17 protein-coding genes and 3 tRNA genes are annotated in these 15,429 nt (G+C 70.0%); 14 read left to right on the top strand and 6 right to left on the bottom strand.

The window, feature by feature from the left end; all coding sequences use genetic code 11:
• Nucleotides 1-21: 21 nt before the first annotated feature.
• A complete protein-coding gene (locus RJQ01_RS04935) occupies nt 22-288 on the bottom strand; it encodes a YkvA family protein (protein WP_350475612.1) in 267 nt (88 codons plus the stop codon).
• A 28-nt stretch (nt 289-316) separates the two neighbouring features.
• Entirely contained in the window at nt 317-604 is a 288-nt protein-coding gene (locus tag RJQ01_RS04930) for a GNAT family N-acetyltransferase (protein ID WP_350475611.1), read from the bottom strand.
• Nucleotides 605-679: 75 nt separating this feature from the next.
• Here RJQ01_RS04930 and RJQ01_RS04925 point away from each other — a divergent pair, with 75 nt between their 5' ends.
• Nucleotides 680-1,453, top strand: a complete 774-nt coding sequence (locus tag RJQ01_RS04925) for a M15 family metallopeptidase (protein WP_350475610.1) — start codon at nt 680-682, stop codon at nt 1,451-1,453.
• Nucleotides 1,454-1,480: 27 nt separating this feature from the next.
• Here RJQ01_RS04925 and RJQ01_RS04920 read toward each other — a convergent pair whose 3' ends face one another.
• Both RJQ01_RS04920 and pgm read right to left on the bottom strand, forming a co-directional pair.
• On the bottom strand, nt 1,481-2,689 hold the full coding sequence (locus RJQ01_RS04920; protein ID WP_350475609.1) for a MalY/PatB family protein: 1,209 nt from the start codon (nt 2,687-2,689) through the stop codon (nt 1,481-1,483).
• Nucleotides 2,686-4,311: a phosphoglucomutase (alpha-D-glucose-1,6-bisphosphate-dependent) gene (gene pgm, locus RJQ01_RS04915; RefSeq protein WP_350475608.1), complete on the bottom strand. Its 1,626-nt coding sequence runs from the start codon at nt 4,309-4,311 to the stop codon at nt 2,686-2,688. Before pgm ends, RJQ01_RS04920 begins: the two co-directional genes overlap by 4 nt.
• An 86-nt stretch (nt 4,312-4,397) precedes the next feature.
• Here pgm and pheA point away from each other — a divergent pair, with 86 nt between their 5' ends.
• On the top strand, nt 4,398-5,348 hold the full coding sequence (gene pheA / locus RJQ01_RS04910; protein ID WP_350475607.1) for a prephenate dehydratase: 951 nt from the start codon (nt 4,398-4,400) through the stop codon (nt 5,346-5,348).
• Here the strand turns inward: pheA and RJQ01_RS04905 are convergent.
• Complete coding sequence (locus RJQ01_RS04905; RefSeq protein ID WP_350475606.1) at nt 5,345-6,373, bottom strand: diacylglycerol/lipid kinase family protein; 1,029 nt, start codon at nt 6,371-6,373, stop codon at nt 5,345-5,347. The genes pheA and RJQ01_RS04905 overlap by 4 nt on opposite strands.
• Before the next feature lie 73 nt (nt 6,374-6,446).
• Between RJQ01_RS04905 and serS the strand changes: the two genes are divergently transcribed.
• The 12 genes from serS (at nt 6,447) to RJQ01_RS04845 (ending at nt 14,945) form a co-directional block, all read left to right on the top strand.
• On the top strand, nt 6,447-7,712 hold the full coding sequence (serS, locus tag RJQ01_RS04900; RefSeq protein ID WP_350475605.1) for a serine--tRNA ligase: 1,266 nt from the start codon (nt 6,447-6,449) through the stop codon (nt 7,710-7,712).
• Entirely contained in the window at nt 7,709-8,524 is an 816-nt protein-coding gene (locus tag RJQ01_RS04895) for an HAD family hydrolase (protein ID WP_350475604.1), read from the top strand. The genes serS and RJQ01_RS04895 overlap by 4 nt, the downstream gene beginning before the upstream one ends.
• Before the next feature lie 33 nt (nt 8,525-8,557).
• Nucleotides 8,558-8,642, top strand: a tRNA-Ser gene (locus tag RJQ01_RS04890).
• Nucleotides 8,643-8,705: 63 nt separating this feature from the next.
• Entirely contained in the window at nt 8,706-9,968 is a 1,263-nt protein-coding gene (locus RJQ01_RS04885) for an LCP family protein (protein WP_350475603.1), read from the top strand.
• Between the two features lie 51 nt (nt 9,969-10,019).
• A tRNA-Ser gene (locus RJQ01_RS04880) sits at nt 10,020-10,109 on the top strand.
• A gap of 38 nt (nt 10,110-10,147) precedes the next feature.
• Nucleotides 10,148-11,005 carry a helix-turn-helix domain-containing protein gene (locus tag RJQ01_RS04875; RefSeq protein WP_350475602.1) on the top strand — a complete coding sequence of 286 codons (858 nt, stop codon included), beginning with the start codon at nt 10,148-10,150 and terminating at the stop codon, nt 11,003-11,005.
• A gap of 43 nt (nt 11,006-11,048) precedes the next feature.
• Nucleotides 11,049-11,477 carry a DUF6855 family protein gene (locus RJQ01_RS04870; protein ID WP_350475601.1) on the top strand — a complete coding sequence of 143 codons (429 nt, stop codon included), beginning with the start codon at nt 11,049-11,051 and terminating at the stop codon, nt 11,475-11,477.
• Complete coding sequence (locus RJQ01_RS04865) at nt 11,474-11,920, top strand: SRPBCC family protein (RefSeq protein ID WP_350475600.1); 447 nt, start codon at nt 11,474-11,476, stop codon at nt 11,918-11,920. Before RJQ01_RS04870 ends, RJQ01_RS04865 begins: the two co-directional genes overlap by 4 nt.
• 113 nt (nt 11,921-12,033) lie before the next feature.
• Nucleotides 12,034-12,109: transfer RNA gene (locus tag RJQ01_RS04860), tRNA-Arg, on the top strand.
• A 48-nt stretch (nt 12,110-12,157) separates the two neighbouring features.
• Complete coding sequence (locus RJQ01_RS04855; RefSeq protein ID WP_350475599.1) at nt 12,158-13,090, top strand: L-threonylcarbamoyladenylate synthase; 933 nt, start codon at nt 12,158-12,160, stop codon at nt 13,088-13,090.
• Nucleotides 13,091-13,099: 9 nt separating this feature from the next.
• Nucleotides 13,100-14,014, top strand: a complete 915-nt coding sequence (locus tag RJQ01_RS04850) for a pseudouridine-5'-phosphate glycosidase (protein ID WP_350475598.1) — start codon at nt 13,100-13,102, stop codon at nt 14,012-14,014.
• Nucleotide 14,015: 1 nt separating this feature from the next.
• Nucleotides 14,016-14,945, top strand: a complete 930-nt coding sequence (locus RJQ01_RS04845; protein ID WP_350475597.1) for a carbohydrate kinase family protein — start codon at nt 14,016-14,018, stop codon at nt 14,943-14,945.
• Between the two features lie 34 nt (nt 14,946-14,979).
• Here the strand turns inward: RJQ01_RS04845 and RJQ01_RS04840 are convergent, their stop codons facing one another.
• Entirely contained in the window at nt 14,980-15,411 is a 432-nt protein-coding gene (locus tag RJQ01_RS04840) for a superantigen-like protein SSL4 (protein ID WP_350475596.1), read from the bottom strand.
• Nucleotides 15,412-15,429: the final 18 nt, after the last annotated feature.

The raw sequence follows: 15,429 nt of genomic DNA, 5'->3' as shown, positions 1-15,429 counted from the left end.
CGCTGGCTCGCCTCAGCTCTGCTACTCCGGCGGGCGCGGCTTCTGCTCGTAGTGCGGGTCGGGCTGCGCGCCGGGCTGAGGGCCGGCACCTGCGGCGGAGCGCCGAGGGTTACGGCCGCTCAGGAGCTTCCAGATGGCGAAGCCGGCCCCCGCGAGAACGGCAAGATCATCGCCGAAGCCGAGGGGCCCGACGAGGAGCTCGGGAATCACGTCGACGGGCGAGACACCGTAGGCGATCGCCCCGAGCGCGACGAGAACGGCGGAGAGAATGGCGCGACCGCGACTCATGGCAACAGTGTAAAGGGAGCGGAGGCGATCAGCGCCGCGAGGAGAGGTCGGCGTACTCGGGGTGCTGACGCATCCAGGAGGCGACGAAGCCGCAGATCGGCTGCACGGGGTCGCTCGTCGTCTCGCGCAGCTCTTGCAGGATCGCCTGAACCACCGCACCGCCGACGCCCTTGCCGCGCTTGAGCGGCGGCACTTCGGCGTGGAGAAGGCGTAGCGTGCCCCCTGCGTGGTCGTAGATGATCCAGCCCTGCAGCTCGTCGCCGTCGTAGGCGGCGTAGCGGTCGGCGTCGGCTTCGTGGGTGACGGTCAGACTCATGCCGCACACCCTAGCGAGCGGCCATGGCAGCGCCCTCAGGCCTCGGCGGATTCCGCCCGCAGTAGGCTTTCTAGAGTGAGTGCTCGGGTCATGCGGAGCGCTGTCGCTGCGGCGGCAGCGCTGGTTCTGCTCGCGGGCTGCGCGGTCGACCGTGGGCCTGTGCCGACGCCCAGCGCCTCGGTCGCATCTCCCACCCCGACGCCCACGCCCACCCCCACGCCCACGCCGACCCCGAGCTTCGACCGCGAAGCGAGGTCCATCGACGACCCCGACTCCCTCTGGGTCGTCGCGAACAAGCTGCGCCCGCTGCAACCGCAGAGCTATGCGCCGAGCGATCTCGTGTTCGTGAACGTTCCGTACGTGTACGAGCCGTATCTGCGGCAGGACGCGGCGGATGCCGCCGTTGAGATGCTCGCAGCCGCCCGCGAGGAGGCCGGTCTCGAGCTGCAGTCGCAGAGTGCATACAGGAGCTACGACTCGCAGGTGCGCATCTACCAGGGGTGGGTCGATCGACTCGGCCAGAGCGCGGCCGATCTCACGAGCGCGCGGCCCGGGCACAGCGAGCACCAGACCGGGCTGTCGATCGACCTCAGCTCCGTGCCCTCCGTCTGCCCTCTCGATCAGTGCTTCGGCGACACCCCGCACGGCCAGTGGCTCGCCGCCAACGCGCACCGGTTCGGCTTCCACCTTCGATACCCCGCCGGCTACACCGACATCACCGGCTACGAGTACGAGCCGTGGCACTACCGGTACGTCGGGGTCGAGCTCGCGACCGAGCTGCGCGAGTCGGGCATCCGCACGCTCGAAGAGTTCTTCGGGCTGCCGCCGGCGCCCACCTACGCGGGCTGACGCGTCCCGGCGATCCGAACGGCAGCGTCAGCGCCCGGCGGCGCGGGCGATGCCGTCGACGAGCTGCTCCACAAGAGGCCGCGGCGTGGCCAGGATCATGCGCACGTGACCGGCACCGGCCCGCCCGCTGGCCGTGCCCTCGGTGAGCGACACCCCGCCGCGCTCGCGGATCACCGTCGCCGGATGCTCGCCCAGGCCGAGCGCGGAGGCATCCAGCCAGGCGATGTAGGTGCCCTCCGGTCGGCGGTAGCCGACCTCCGGCAGTCGATCAGCGAGCAGCTCGCCGAGAAGCGCGAGGTTGCCGTCGATGTAGTCGACCACGTCGGCGAGCCACTCCCGGCCGTGGTCGTAGGCGGCCGTGTTGGCGATGACGCCGAGCGTGCTCGCGCCATGGCTGGCCATCGGCCCGAGGCTCTGCCACACCTCCTCGTCGGCGTCGTTGCTCGTGATGAACTGCGCGCACTTGACCCCCGGCAGGTTCCACGCCTTCGACGCCGAGATCGCCGTGACGGTGTGGTGCGCGGTGACGTCGCTCACACTCGCATACGGCACGTGGCGCCTGCCGCCGAACACGATCGGGGCGTGGATCTCATCGGAGAACACGCGCGCACCGTGCCGCTCGACGACGGCCGCCAGAGCTTCCAGCTCGGCACGCTCGAACACCCGCCCACCGGGATTGAGCGGGTTGCACAGCAGCACGAGACCCGCCCCCGCGGCCAGAGCAGCATCGATCGCGTCGAGGTCGAGGGTGTGGCGCCCCGCGTCGACGGCGTGCGGAACCTCCACGACCTCCCGACCGAGCGACGCCGGGAAGGTCAGGAACGGCATGTAGGCGGGCGTCGGCACGACGACCGCCGACCCCGGCCGCGTGTAGTGCGTGATCGCGTAGTCGAGGCCCTGGATGACGTCGGCGATCGGATGCACGCGCTCCGGCGTTGGATCCCACCCTGTCTCCTCGACGAGCCACCCCGCGGTCGCCCGCGAGAGCTCGCGCGAGACGCCTCGCGGCAGGTAGCCGAGGTCGCCGCGCTCCACCGCCTCGTGCAGCGCCGCCGTGACCGCGGGAGCCGTGCCGAGATCGGACTCGGCGACCCACGCGCCGAGCGTGCCGGGGAAGAGCGACCACTTCATGCCGCCGCCGGCACTCAACTGCTGCGGGGTGATCCCATCCCACGCGGCGAAGCGCTCGGCTCGGCTCAGCGCATGCGCCTCGACCGGGTCGCGCCGCGCGCTCACGCTCCGCCCAGCGCGGCGTCGACGATCGCCTTCGCCTCGCGCTGCACCTGCGCCAGGTGATCGGGGCCGCCGAAGGACTCGGCGTAGATCTTGTAGACGTCCTCCGTGCCGCTGGGTCGCGCCGCGAACCAGGCCCGGTGCGTCGACACCTTGAGGCCGCCGATCGCCGCCCCGTTGCCTGGTGCCTCCGAGAGGCGCGCGGTGATCGGGTCGCCCGCGAGCTCCTCTGCGGTGATCGCGTCGCCCTGCAGCGAGCCGAGCGCGGTCTTCTGCGCGGCGGTGGCGGGAGCATCCACGCGCTCGTACGCGGGGTCGCCGTAGCGGTCGGTGAGGTCCGCGTAGATCTGGGAGGGTGTCTGCCCGGTGACGGCCGTGATCTCGGATGCGAGCAGCGCCAGCAGAATGCCGTCCTTGTCGGTCGTCCACACCGTGCCGTCCGTGCGCACGAAGCTTGCTCCCGCGCTCTCCTCCCCGCCGAACGCGACCGAGCCGTCGAGCAGCCCCGGCACGAACCACTTGAACCCGACCGGCACCTCCCACAGACGTCGCCCCAGGCCGTCGGCGACGCGGTCGATCATCGTGCTCGACACGAGAGTCTTGCCGACCGCCGCGTCCGCGCGCCATCCGGGCCGATGCGTATACAGGTACTCGATCGCGACCGCCAGGTAGTGGTTGGGGTTCATGAGCCCGGCGTCGGGGGTCACGATGCCGTGCCGGTCGGCATCCGCATCGTTGCCGGTCAGCAGATCGAAGTCGTGGCGGTGCGCGAGTACGCTCGCCATCGCGTGCCGGCTCGACGGATCCATGCGGATCTTCTCGTCCCAGTCGAGGGTCATGAAGCCCCAGCGCGGGTCGACCGTCGGGTTCACGACCGTGAGATCAAGACCGTAGCGCTCGGCGATGAGCGCCCAGTAGTTCACGGCGGCGCCGCCGAGCGGGTCGGCGCCGATGCGCAGACCGCTCGCGCGCACCGCGTCGAGATCTAGGATGGTGCCGAGGTCGTCGACGTAGTGGCCGCGGAAGTCGTAGGGCTGCGTGTCGACGGCGACCTGGCGTCGCACATCGCGGTTGCCGCCGCCGATGAGCTCGTTGGCGCGGCGGGCGATCCAGCTCGTCGCCTCCGAGTCCGCCGGCCCGCCGTGGGGAGGGTTGTACTTGAAACCGCCGTCGCGGGGCGGGTTGTGGCTCGGGGTGATGACGATGCCGTCGTGCTGCGCATCGGTGGGGGCATCCCGATTCGCCCGCAGAATCGCGTGGCTGAGCGCGGGGGTGGGCACCCAGTCGTTGTGCGCGTCGACGAGCGCGGTCACGCCGTTCGCGGCGAGCACCTCGAGGGCGGTGCGCTGGGCCGGGGCGGAGAGCGCGTGCGTGTCGGCGCCCACGAAGATCGGGCCGCGCGTGCCCTGATCGGCGCGGTACTCGACGATCGCCTGGGTGATGGCGGCGATGTGCGTATCGGTGAAGGCCGCGTCGAGGCTCGAGCCGCGGTGCCCGCTCGTACCGAACACGACCCGCTGCGCCGGGTCATCGAGGTCGGGTTCGAGGTCGTCGTACGCCCCCAGCAGGGCGTCGACGTCGATGAGGTCGTCCGGGCGGGCGGGTGTTCCAGCGCGTTCGGTCATGCGCCCATCCAACCACCGCACCGTGACCTGTGCAGGAGTTCGCAGGGAGCACGAGGGATGGGATGCTCGGCAATAGACTTCCGAGCATGAGCGAGCACTCCGACCAGGCCCCGGTGTACTCCTACCTGGGCCCGATCGGCACGTTCACGTGGGAAGCCCTGCGCCAGGTGCCCGAAGCCGCGGGCGCCACCTGGCGCAGCGTGAGCAACGTCGGCGAGGCGCTCGACGACGTGACCTCGGGGCGCAGCATCGGCGCGATGATCGCGATCGAGAACTCCGTCGAGGGCGGCGTGAGCGCCACGCAGGACGCGCTCGCCACCGTGCCGGGCCTGCGCATCATCGGCGAGTACCTGGTGCCGGTGAACTTCGTGCTCGTCGCCCGGCCGGGCGTGCGGATGGAAGAGGTGCGGGTCGTCTCGGCGCACCCCGTCGCCTACGCGCAGTGCCGGCGATACCTCGAGACTGCTCTGCCTGACCACGGTCACATTCCCGCCCCGTCGAACGTGGCCGCGGCCGCGGGGCTGCTCGAGAACGAGCTCGCCCAGGCAGCGGTCGCGCCGCCCGGCATCACCGACCACCACGCGCTCGAGGTGCTGGCGCGGCAGATCGGCGACAACCCGAACGCTGTGACGCGGTTCGCTCTCGTGAGCCGCAGCCTCGCGATTCCCGAGCGCACCGGCGCCGACAAGACGAGCATCATCGCCGAGCTGCCGGATGACGGGCCGGGTCGGCTGCTCGAGATGCTCGAGCAGTTCGCCACGCGCGGGGTCAACATGAGCCTGCTCGAATCGCGGCCGATCGGCGACTCCCTCGGCCGCTACCGTTTCGTCATCGACCTCGACGGGCACATCCACGACGAACGGGTGGCCGATGCGCTGCTGGGGCTGCGGCGCTTCAGCCCCCGAGTCATCTTCCTGGGGTCGTACCCGCGGGCAGACAAGGCTCAGGTCGAGTTCGTGCAGGAGTACGGCGACGAGGTCTTCGCCGATGCGCGCGACTGGCTGCGGGGCATCCTCTCGGGGGAACCGGGGGTCTAGCTGTCGCGACCCGAGGCCGGCGGCCCGAGCCGGTCGCGTTGGCCCTTCGGGATGCGCACGATGAGGGCGGCGGGAGCGACCCGAACGGCGACATTCGTGACGAGGCCGATCTCCTCACCATCGATCTCGAACTCCTCCGGCTTGTCGAAGCCGAGAGTCATGTCGCGGCCCTGGAAGTAGCGCAGGGCGCGCACGCGCTTGTCGGCGGCCAGGATGCGCCGGCCGACCCGCGACTTGTGCAGCACGCCGTTCTCCCAGACCAGCGCCGTTCCGACGCGGATCCATCCCCAGAGATTGCGCGGGCGCATGGCGACGACGTCGAGCAGGCCGTCATCGATCTTCGCCTCGGGCAGGATGAGCACACCGCCCGGCAGGGCGCCGCAGTTGCCGATGAGCACGGTGTGAGCGCTTGTCGACCGCGGCGAGGAGCCGTCGAGCGTGTAGCGCAGGCGCACCGCGTTGACGTCCTTGAAGATGCGGGCGATCGCCTCGACGTAGGCGAGCCAGCCGACGCGCTTCTTGAGGTCGGCGTTCGTTGCCGCGATCATCTTCGCGTCGAGACCGATGCCGATCATGACGACGAAGGCATGGGCCTCGACCTGGCCGCCTTCGCGGGTGATCTCCGCGATGCCGGCGTCGATCGCGTGGTCCTCGCCCGTGAACGCCGTACCCACGGCATCCTTCATGCGGTTCACGCTCACGCCCAGGTTGCGGGCCAGGAGGTTGCCGGTGCCTGCGGGCATGAGCACCATGGGCATTCCGGTGTCGACGAGCCCTTCCGACACGGCTCGCACGGTGCCGTCGCCCCCGGCGACGAGCACGGCGGTGACGCCCGCCTCGACTGCCGTGCCCGCGACACCCTGACCGGGGTCGTCGACGCTCGTCTCGAGCCACAGCGACTCGGCCCAGCCGTGCTCGTTCTCCGCCGCGGCGATCGTGCGCCGCAGCTCTGTCAGTTCGACCTTGGTCGGGTTGACGATGACGCCGAGACGCGAGGGGTCGGCAGAGGCACCAGCAGTGGCCATGGCGTCAGGGTAGAGCATGCTGCAGGGGTCACGCCGCGCGATTCCCGGTCGGGGCGCGTGACAGACTAGGAGGGTGATCGACCCCCAGCTGCTGCGCGAGAATCCGGATTCCCTGCGACGCTCGCAGGAGGCCCGGCGGGCGCCGGTGGAGCTCGTCGACGAAGCGATCGCGGCAGACCAGGCGCGGCGAGAGGCGATCACCGCCTTCGAGTCTTTGCGCGCAGAGCAGAACGCGTTCGGCAAGTCTGTCGCTGCCGCCCCTGCAGAGGAGAAGGCGGCTCTCGTCGCGCAGGCTCAAGAGCTGTCGGCGCGCGTCAAGCAGGCGCAGCACGAGTCGACGGCGGCCGAGGAGGAGTTCGCTCGCGTCGTCGGCGGCCTGCCGAACCTCGTGCTCGATGGCGTGCCGGCGGGCGGTGAGGCCGACTTCGTCACGCTGCGGGAGGAGGGCACCGTGCCGCGCTTCGACTTCGAGCCGCGTGACCATGTCGAGCTCGGCGAGCTGCTCGACGCGATCGACCTGCAGCGGGGTGTGAAGGTCTCGGGCTCGCGCTTCTACTTCCTCAAGGGCGTCGGCGCGCGTCTCGAGCTCGCGATCATGAACCTCGCCCTCGATCGTGCGCTCGCGGCCGGCTTCACGCCCATGATCACCCCGACGCTTGTCACGCCGGAGGTGATGTCGGGCACCGGCTTCCTCGGCGAGCACGCCGATGAGGTGTACCGACTGCGCGATGACGATCTGTATCTCACCGGCACGAGCGAGGTGGCGCTCGCCGGCTACCACGCGGATGAGATCCTCGATCTCTCCGGTGGCCCGCTGCGCTACGCCGGATGGTCGACGTGCTACCGGCGCGAGGCGGGCAGCTACGGCAAAGACACCCGCGGCATCATCCGCGTGCACCAGTTCCAGAAGCTGGAGATGTTCAGCTATGTGGACCCGGAGCACGCGGTTGCTGAGCACGAGGCCCTGTTGGCCCTGCAGGAGGGGATGCTGAGCGCGCTCGGCCTCGCCTATCGCGTCATCGACGTGGCCGCCGGTGATCTCGGCACGAGCGCCGCGCGCAAGTTCGACGTCGAGGCTTGGGTTCCGACGCAGAATGCCTACCGCGAGCTGACGAGCACGAGCAACTGCACGACCTTCCAGGCGCGCCGTCTCGACACCCGCTACCGCACGGAGAGCGGCAAGACGGCACCGGTCGCGACACTCAACGGCACCTTGGCGACGACGCGCTGGCTCGTCGCGATTCTCGAGACTCACCAGCAGGCCGATGGCTCGGTCGTTGTGCCCGAGGTGCTGCGCCCTTACCTGGGCGGCCTCGCCCTGCTGGAGCCAGCCGCGTGAGCAAGAAGTGGCTCGTCGCCCTCGATATCGACGGCACGGTTCTGCACGAGGACGGCACGCTGGCCGACGCCGTGCGGAAGGAGGTGCAGCGCGTTCGCGACGGCGGGCACGAGGTCATGCTCGCCACCGGGCGTTCCGTCGCGATGACGCTTCCCATTCTCGACCGCCTGGGCATCGCACCCGAGTACGTCGTGTGCTCGAACGGTGCGATCACGCTACGGCGTGACGAGGAAGCACCCACCGGATACCGACGCGACCATGTCGAGACGTTCGATGCCTCGGAGGTGCTGGAGCGCATCCGGCCCCACCTGACCCACGCGAACTACGCGGTGGAGAACGAGGAGGGGCTGTATCGCTTCCACGGCTCCTTCCCCGACGGAGCGCTGGGGGCCGTGAGCGAGGAGGTGCCGTTCGAGCGGCTCGCGCACGAACCGGCCACGCGCGTGGTCGTCATCTCTCCCGGGCACGCGATGGAGGAGTTCCTCGCGGCGGTCGAGCTCATGGGCCTTCACCAGGTCAGCTACAACGTCGGCTGGACGGCGTGGCTCGACATCGCGCCGGACGGCGTCAACAAGTCGACGGCCCTCGAGAGGGTGCGGGATGCTCATGGCATTCCCCGAGAACGGGTGCTGTGCGTGGGCGACGGCCGCAACGATATCGAGATGCTCGACTGGGCGACGGCCGGCGGTGGGCGCGGCGTGGCCATGGGCCAGGCTCCCGAGGAGGTCATCGCGGTCTCGTCCGAGGTCACCGGGACGGACACCGAGGACGGCCTGGCCACGGCCCTTGCCACGCTCCCGGACGCTCTCTAGGCACGGTCGGGTACTCTTCTCTCTGACCACCAAGGAGGGCTGTCCGAGCGGCCGATGGAGCTGGTCTTGAAAACCAGTGGGCAGAAATGTCTCGTGGGTTCGAATCCCACGCCCTCCGCTCGCGACACCCGCCCCGTCGGGCCGCACGCCCGCACCGTGACCGTGTGCACGAGGAGACCGCATGACTGAGCAGATTCGCGATCGCGCGAGTCGGTCGTTGCCGACCGCGACCGTCCGCCACGGCCGACTCAAGCGGCACAGCGCGTGGAAGACGCTCCTCGCGGTGCTCGGCGGCACGATGGCGGTCGTGCTCGTGAGCGGGGTCTCCGTCGCGGCGATCGCGGTCAACCAGCTCAACGAGAACATCGACGTCGTCGATCTCGTCGATGCGGAGGGCGAGGAGCGCGTGATCCCGACCGTCGGCGAGTGGGAGGGTGGCTTCAACGTCCTTCTCGTCGGCATCGACAACGCCGAGGGTCAGTCCGACGGCGCCGACCGTGGCGGCGCCGTGCTCAACGACGTGAACATCCTCGTGCACGTGGCGGAGGATCAGCAGTCGGCGGTCGCGGTGAGCATCCCGCGCGACATGGTCGTGCCGATCCCGTCGTGCCCGAACCCCGACGGCGGAAGCTACTTCGCGATGTCGGCGCAGCCCATCAATGTGGCGATGTCCTACGGGGGCCTGAGCTGCGTGGTGCTCACCGTCGAGGCTCTGACGGGCCTCGACGTGCCCTACGCGGGCGTCATCTCGTTCAACGGTGTCGCGCGCTTGTCGTCGGCCGTCGGCGGCGTGGACGTCTGCATCGACGGCCCCATCAACGACCCGTACACGGGCCTGAAGATCGCCGAAGCGGGCACGTACAGCCTGGAGGGCCGCGAGGCGCTCGCCTTCCTGCGGTCTCGCCACGGTGTCGGCGACGGCAGTGACCTCGGTCGGATCAGCTCGCAGCAGGTGTACCTGTCGTCGCTCATTCGCAAGGTACAGACCGAGGGCGTGCTGACCGACATCACGAAGCTGTACGGCCTGGCGACCGTCGCCACGTCGTCGATGCAGCTCTCGAGCAGTCTCGCGAGCGTCGACACGATGGTGTCGATGGCCCTCGTGCTCAAGGACATCCCGACCGAGAACATCACGTTTGTTCAGTACCCGGGCACGACGGGTGGCTCGGGGGTGTATGCCGGCAAGGTGCAGCCGATCGAATCGCAGGCCTTCGCACTCTTTGAGAAGATCCGCAACGACGAGTCGTTCTTGCTCGAGGAGGGCGAGACGGGGGTCGGCTCGACGCTCGACCCGAATGCGCCCCAGCCGCAGCCCTCGACGCCCGCTCCGAGCGGGTCGGCGTCGCCGACCGTGCCCCCGCTTGAGGAGGAGGAGCCGGCAGAGGTGATCGCCGGAGTGAAGGGCCAGACGGCCGCCGACTACACCTGCGCGGTCTCGAACTGACCCGTGTGAAGCGTCACCCGCGAGCGGCTATAGTGGGGGATGCTTCAGCCAGGAGACGTCGCATAGTCCGGCCGAGTGCACCACCCTGCTAAGGTGGAGTCCCCGTTTAGGGGACCGAGGGTTCAAATCCCTCCGTCTCCGCTCGTCACCATTACCCCGGCGCATGACATCCTGTGGTCATGTATCGGCTGAGGGAACCCGCGCACGAACTGCGGCCCTACATCGAGAACTACTGGTCGGTCTCGCACGTCCCCGGCGAAGAGGTGGACCTCCGCGTCGACGCCTTCGTCGATGCGCGCGCCGACCTCGTCTTCAACATGGGCGCACCGTACCGGCGCGAGATCATCGGCGGCGAGACTGTCGAGATCTCCACCTCGAGCCTCGACGCGCAGCGCCTTGTCCCGATCCGGATCGAGCAGCGGGGCGCCGTCACGATCACCGGCGTCCGGTTCCGCCTGGGTGGGCTCGCACCGTTCACCCGGGCCCGGCTCGATCGGTGGAGCGGCCTTACGCCCCCGCCGCGCGATGTCTGGGGTGCCGAGGCGCTCGACCTGGAGGCCTCGCTGCGCGCCTCGCACGACCTCGCGAGCGCGGGCCGATTCCTCGACGAGTTCTTCGCGTCGCGTCTGCGCCTCGACTCGGCTCAGGCGGCGTTCGAGGCGGCGCTCACCGCGCTCGTAGAGGCGAGTGGCCGGGCTCCGCTCGGCGAGCTCGCCGACACGGCGGGGGTCTCTCCACGGCAGGTCGAGCGACTCTTCGCGCGCGGCCTGGGCTTTCCCCCTAGCACTGTCGGTCGCGTCGTGCGCTTCCAGACTGCGCTACGACGTCTCATGGACGACCCGGGGGTGACCCTCGGCGATGTGGCGGCGGATGCGGGCTACTACGACCAGGCTCACTTCATCCGAGACTTCCGACTGTTCAGCGGTGGCGTGCCGCGCGGGTATCGCGGGTACTACCCCGAGGAGGGGCCATCTGACTTCGCGCCCAACGTGGTCGTCTTCGTACAAGACGAGAGCGCGCGCCTCGGCCGACACTGATCGGGGGCGCCATCCGGCGCCATCGAGCGGAGGAGGTCTCAAAGTGGCAGAGCACTGGTCTGGAGCGGGAACACCCGACGACCCCTGGGTCTTGACGACACCACCGCGCACGTCGACCTACACGATGCATCGCGACGACTCGGTTGAGCCGGCGATGCTTGTGTGCACCGTCGGGTCGACGCGGCTCACGTATCTGGCGCGCGCGATCGACGATCTTCACGCGATGCTGCTGGAGCACGGTGACTGGATGCCGCTGGGCTCTGCCGATGAGCAGAAAGAGCCGGCCGTCGGCTCCGTGGAGGCCTGGGCGCGCTCGCCGCGGAACCCCGTGGGTGGGTGGTACGGCCAGAAGAAGGGTATGCGGGGACGGTTCGGCATGTACCTTCCGCCCCTGCTCGAAGCACTCGGGCTCGTGGAACTCGAGCACAACGCGCGCAACAACCGCGTGCGCGCGGCGGGGCCGACCTCGTGACGGCGACCGCAGAGCGCTCGGTCTTCCGCAGCGTCGTCTCGGTGGAGGTCGCGATCGCCGCTGCGCCCGACGTGGTCTGGAATCATCTCGTGGATGCTGCGGATCACGTGAGCTGGAACTCGACGGTCGACAGCATTGACGGCACGATCGCACCGGGGCAGCGCATCGCTATTCGCGTGCCGGTCGCGCCGGGCCGCACCTTCCGCCCGCGCGTCGTCGAGTGGCAGCCGCCGCATCGGATGGTGTGGCGCGACGGCTCACTTCCCCTGTTCCGAGGCGATCGCACTTTCTCGATCGCGCAGACCGACCACGGCTGCACTTTCACCATGACGGAGGAGCTCAGGGGAATGCTCGTGCCGCTGATCGCGCCGTCGCTCCCCGACTTCGCGCCCGTCTTTGATCGCTACGCAGCAGACCTTCGAGAGGTGAGCGAGCGCACCTGACGCGTTCTCGCCACCATGCTGAGACTCTGTTCCCCCTGCCGCCATCGGGGGATGGCCGCGGGCGGAGAGCCCCCGCGCGGCTGATATGCTCTCTCAGTCGCCACGTGCGACACGCGCCCGTAGCTCAATGGATAGAGCATCTGACTACGGATCAGAAGGTTGGGAGTTCGAGTCTCTCCGGGCGCGCCACCGTCACATACCGTCTGGGCACTCTCGGCGGCGGGAGCATTCATCGTCATGACGACTCTCGCTGTGCGCGACGCCGGCCGGGCGCTCGCTGAGGGGCACCTCGTCGCTTTTCCGACCGAGACCGTGTTCGGGCTCGGCGCGGATGCGACCAACCCTGCGGCGGTGGCGCGCATCTTCGCGGTGAAGGGCAGGCCGAGCGATCATCCCCTCATCGTGCACGTGAGTGCGCTGGAGCGAGTGGGTGAGCTCGTCGACCACGTGCCGCCCTACGCCGAGGCGCTAGCGCGTGAGTACTGGCCCGGTCCGGTGACGCTGATTCTGCAACGTTCGTCGACCGTGCCCGACGCGGTGACCGGCGGGCAGTCAAGCGTGGGGGTGCGTGTGCCGAGTCATCCGATCGCCCTCGACCTGCTGCGCGAATTCGACAAGCATGGTGGCCGCGGAGTCGCGGCGCCCAGCGCGAACCGGTTCGGGCGGGTCTCACCTACGAGCGCAGACGCCGTGCGGGATGAGCTCGGCGGCCTGCTCGGCCCCGACGACGTCGTTCTCGACGGATCCCCCTCGGCCGTGGGAATCGAGTCGACGATCGTCGACTGCACGGGGCCGGCGCCGGCCATTCTTCGTCCCGGTGCCATCACAGCCGCGATGGTCGAGGCCGCGACGGGTCTGACGCTCGGTGAGCCAGCATCGATGATGCGAGTCAGCGGATCCCTGCCATCGCACTACGCGCCTGAGGCGCGTGTCGTTCTCGATGAGAAGCCTCGTGCGGGCGACGGTTTGATCGCGTTGCGCCACCACGAGACGCCGCCGGGGGTGGTTCGGCTGGCCGAGCCCGCGACAGCGGAGGAGTATGCGCGGCAGCTCTACGCGGCGTTGAGAGCTGCCGACGACCGTGGGCTCGTGCGCGTGGTCGCGTTCACTCCCGGCGAGCAGGGAATCGCCGTCGCCATCCGCGACCGGCTCGAGCGCGCCGCTCACTAGCATGGCGGTGTGACCTTCTTCCGTCTCTCTGATGAGGTGGCCTTCGCCCTCGCGGATACCCGCCCCGTCGTCGCCCTCGAGTCGACGATCATCAGCCACGGTCTGCCCCGTCCCCGCAATCACCAGGCCGCACTCGAGTTCGAGCAGCTGCTGCGGGATCAGGGCGTCACGCCCGCGACGATCGCCGTGCTCGACGGCGTGCCCCAGATCGGGCTCGACGCCGAAGGCGTGCGGCGCATCGCAGAGGAGGACCTCGCGAAGGCGAGCGTGCGCGACCTGCCGATCCTCGCCGCACGCGGCGCGAGCGGCGCGACGACCGTCGCGGCGACGGCGCACCTCGCCGCGATGGCCGGCATCCGGGTCTTCGCGACCGGCGGGCTCGGTGGCGTGCACCGCGGTGCCAGCGAGACCTTCGACGAGTCCGCCGACCTCTCGACGCTCGCCGTCACCCCCATCACCGTCGTCTCTGCTGGGGTGAAGAGCGTGCTCGACATCGCCGCGACGCTGGAGCGCCTCGAGACGTACAGCGTGCCGGTGATCGGGCTCGGCACGACCGTCTTCCCCAGTTTCTGGTTGCGTGAAAGCGAGTTCACGCTCGACTGGTCGGTCGAGACCCCCGCCGACGTCGCGGCGGTCATGGTGGCCCACGATGCGCTCGGCCACCGTCAGGGCATCGTCGTTGCCAACCCGGTGCCCGCCGATCAGGCGTGGGAGCGCGAGGAGCACGACCGCGTGCTCGACGAGGCGTTCGCCGCCGCGGAGCGCGCGGGGGTCACGGGCAAGGCCGTCACGCCGTTCCTGCTCGGCACGATCGTGGAGCTCTCCGGCGGCCGAAGCCTCGAGGTCAACCTCGACCTCGCCCGCAACAACGTGCGCGTCGCGGGCGAGATCGCACGCGCCTGGGCGGTACGGGCCGGAGCCTGACGTGGCGGGCTCGCGCGTCGTCGTGGTGGGCGACGTCATCGACGACATCATCGTCGTACCACAGGGCCCCGTGCGTGCCGATACGGACACGACGAGCACGATCGTGCGCGGACCCGGTGGCTCCGCATCCAACACCGCGGCGTGGTTGGGGTGGCTCGGCGCGCCAGTCGACCTCGTGGGGCGGGTCGGTGCCGGGGATCTCGAGCGGCACGCGGGCGCGCTGCGGGCATCCGGCGCAACGCCGCACCTGACGGAGGACCCCGATCGGGTGACGGGCACGATCGTCATCGTCGTCGACGGGGAGCGCCGCACGATGCTGACCGATCGCGGGGCGAACGCGACGCTGTCGCCGGCGGCGGTGACGGATGCTCTGCTCGACGAGGCAGCCCACCTGCACCTCACCGGCTACACGCTCTTCGACGCGCTCGAGGCCGAGTCGTTCGCGCAGCTGCTGCGCCGCGCCCACGACCGCGGGGTGGTGGTGTCGCTCGACCCGGGGTCGGCCGGGTTTCTCGTCGACTACGGCGTCGAACGGTTTCTCGCCGACACCCGCGGCGTGGACATCCTGCTGCCGAACCGGGCGGAGGCGCAGCTGCTGCTCGGGTTCGCGGAGCGCGACGGCGCCGCGGCGTCGACGTCAGAGGAGTGCGCTCAAGCCCTGCTCGAGCAGGCCCCGACGGTCGTGCTCACGAGCGGCAACGACGGTGTAGTCATCGCGCGGCGCGGTGCGAAGGCCGTACGGGTGGACGTGGAATCCATCACACCGGTGGATCCGACCGGGGCGGGCGACGCCTTCACGGCAGGCCTCCTGCGCGGGCTGCTGGCCGGCGACGATCTCGTGGCGGCGGCCGCCTTCGGTGTGCGTACAGCACGACAGGCGGTCACCCTCCAGGGAGGGCGACCGCCTGTCGTGGTGACGCAGCAGCGCTGACCGAGCCCCCCGATGCGGCTCGGGCGGCGCGTACCTAGTCGGAGGAGCCGACGGAGGCGGGGCTCACGGGCGACTGCGCGCTCGCGGGCGAGGCGGGGCTGGCCGGCGAGACCGAGGCCGGGCTGACGGGTGACGCGGGCGACTGCGCGCTCACGGGCGATGCCGGCGACTGAGCGCTGACAGGGGAGACCGGCGACTGGGTGCTGGTCGGCGAGGGCGTGCTCGCGGGCGAGGTCGGCGAGGGCGACACGATGCTGTCGCTGTTCACGTCGAACGAGAGGTCGCCGCTGTCATCCGTCGTGACCGAGTTGTCGTCGTTCACGGTGACGCCGGGAACCTGCAGGCTGGTCGAGCCCGACACGAGAGGCATGGTGCTCGCGGTCGCGACCGCGCCACCCGTCAGGCCCGCGAGGCCGAGCGCCGAGACGGCACTGATGGCGATCCAGTTCTTGGGGTTGAGGCTCATGAGATGCTCCTTGCTTCT

It is taken from the genome of Microcella sp. (assembly GCF_040286215.1).
GTDB lineage: Bacteria > Actinomycetota > Actinomycetes > Actinomycetales > Microbacteriaceae > Microcella.
The sequence above is the reverse complement of the archived record's forward strand: the minus strand, read 5'-3'. Positions and strand labels throughout refer to the sequence as shown.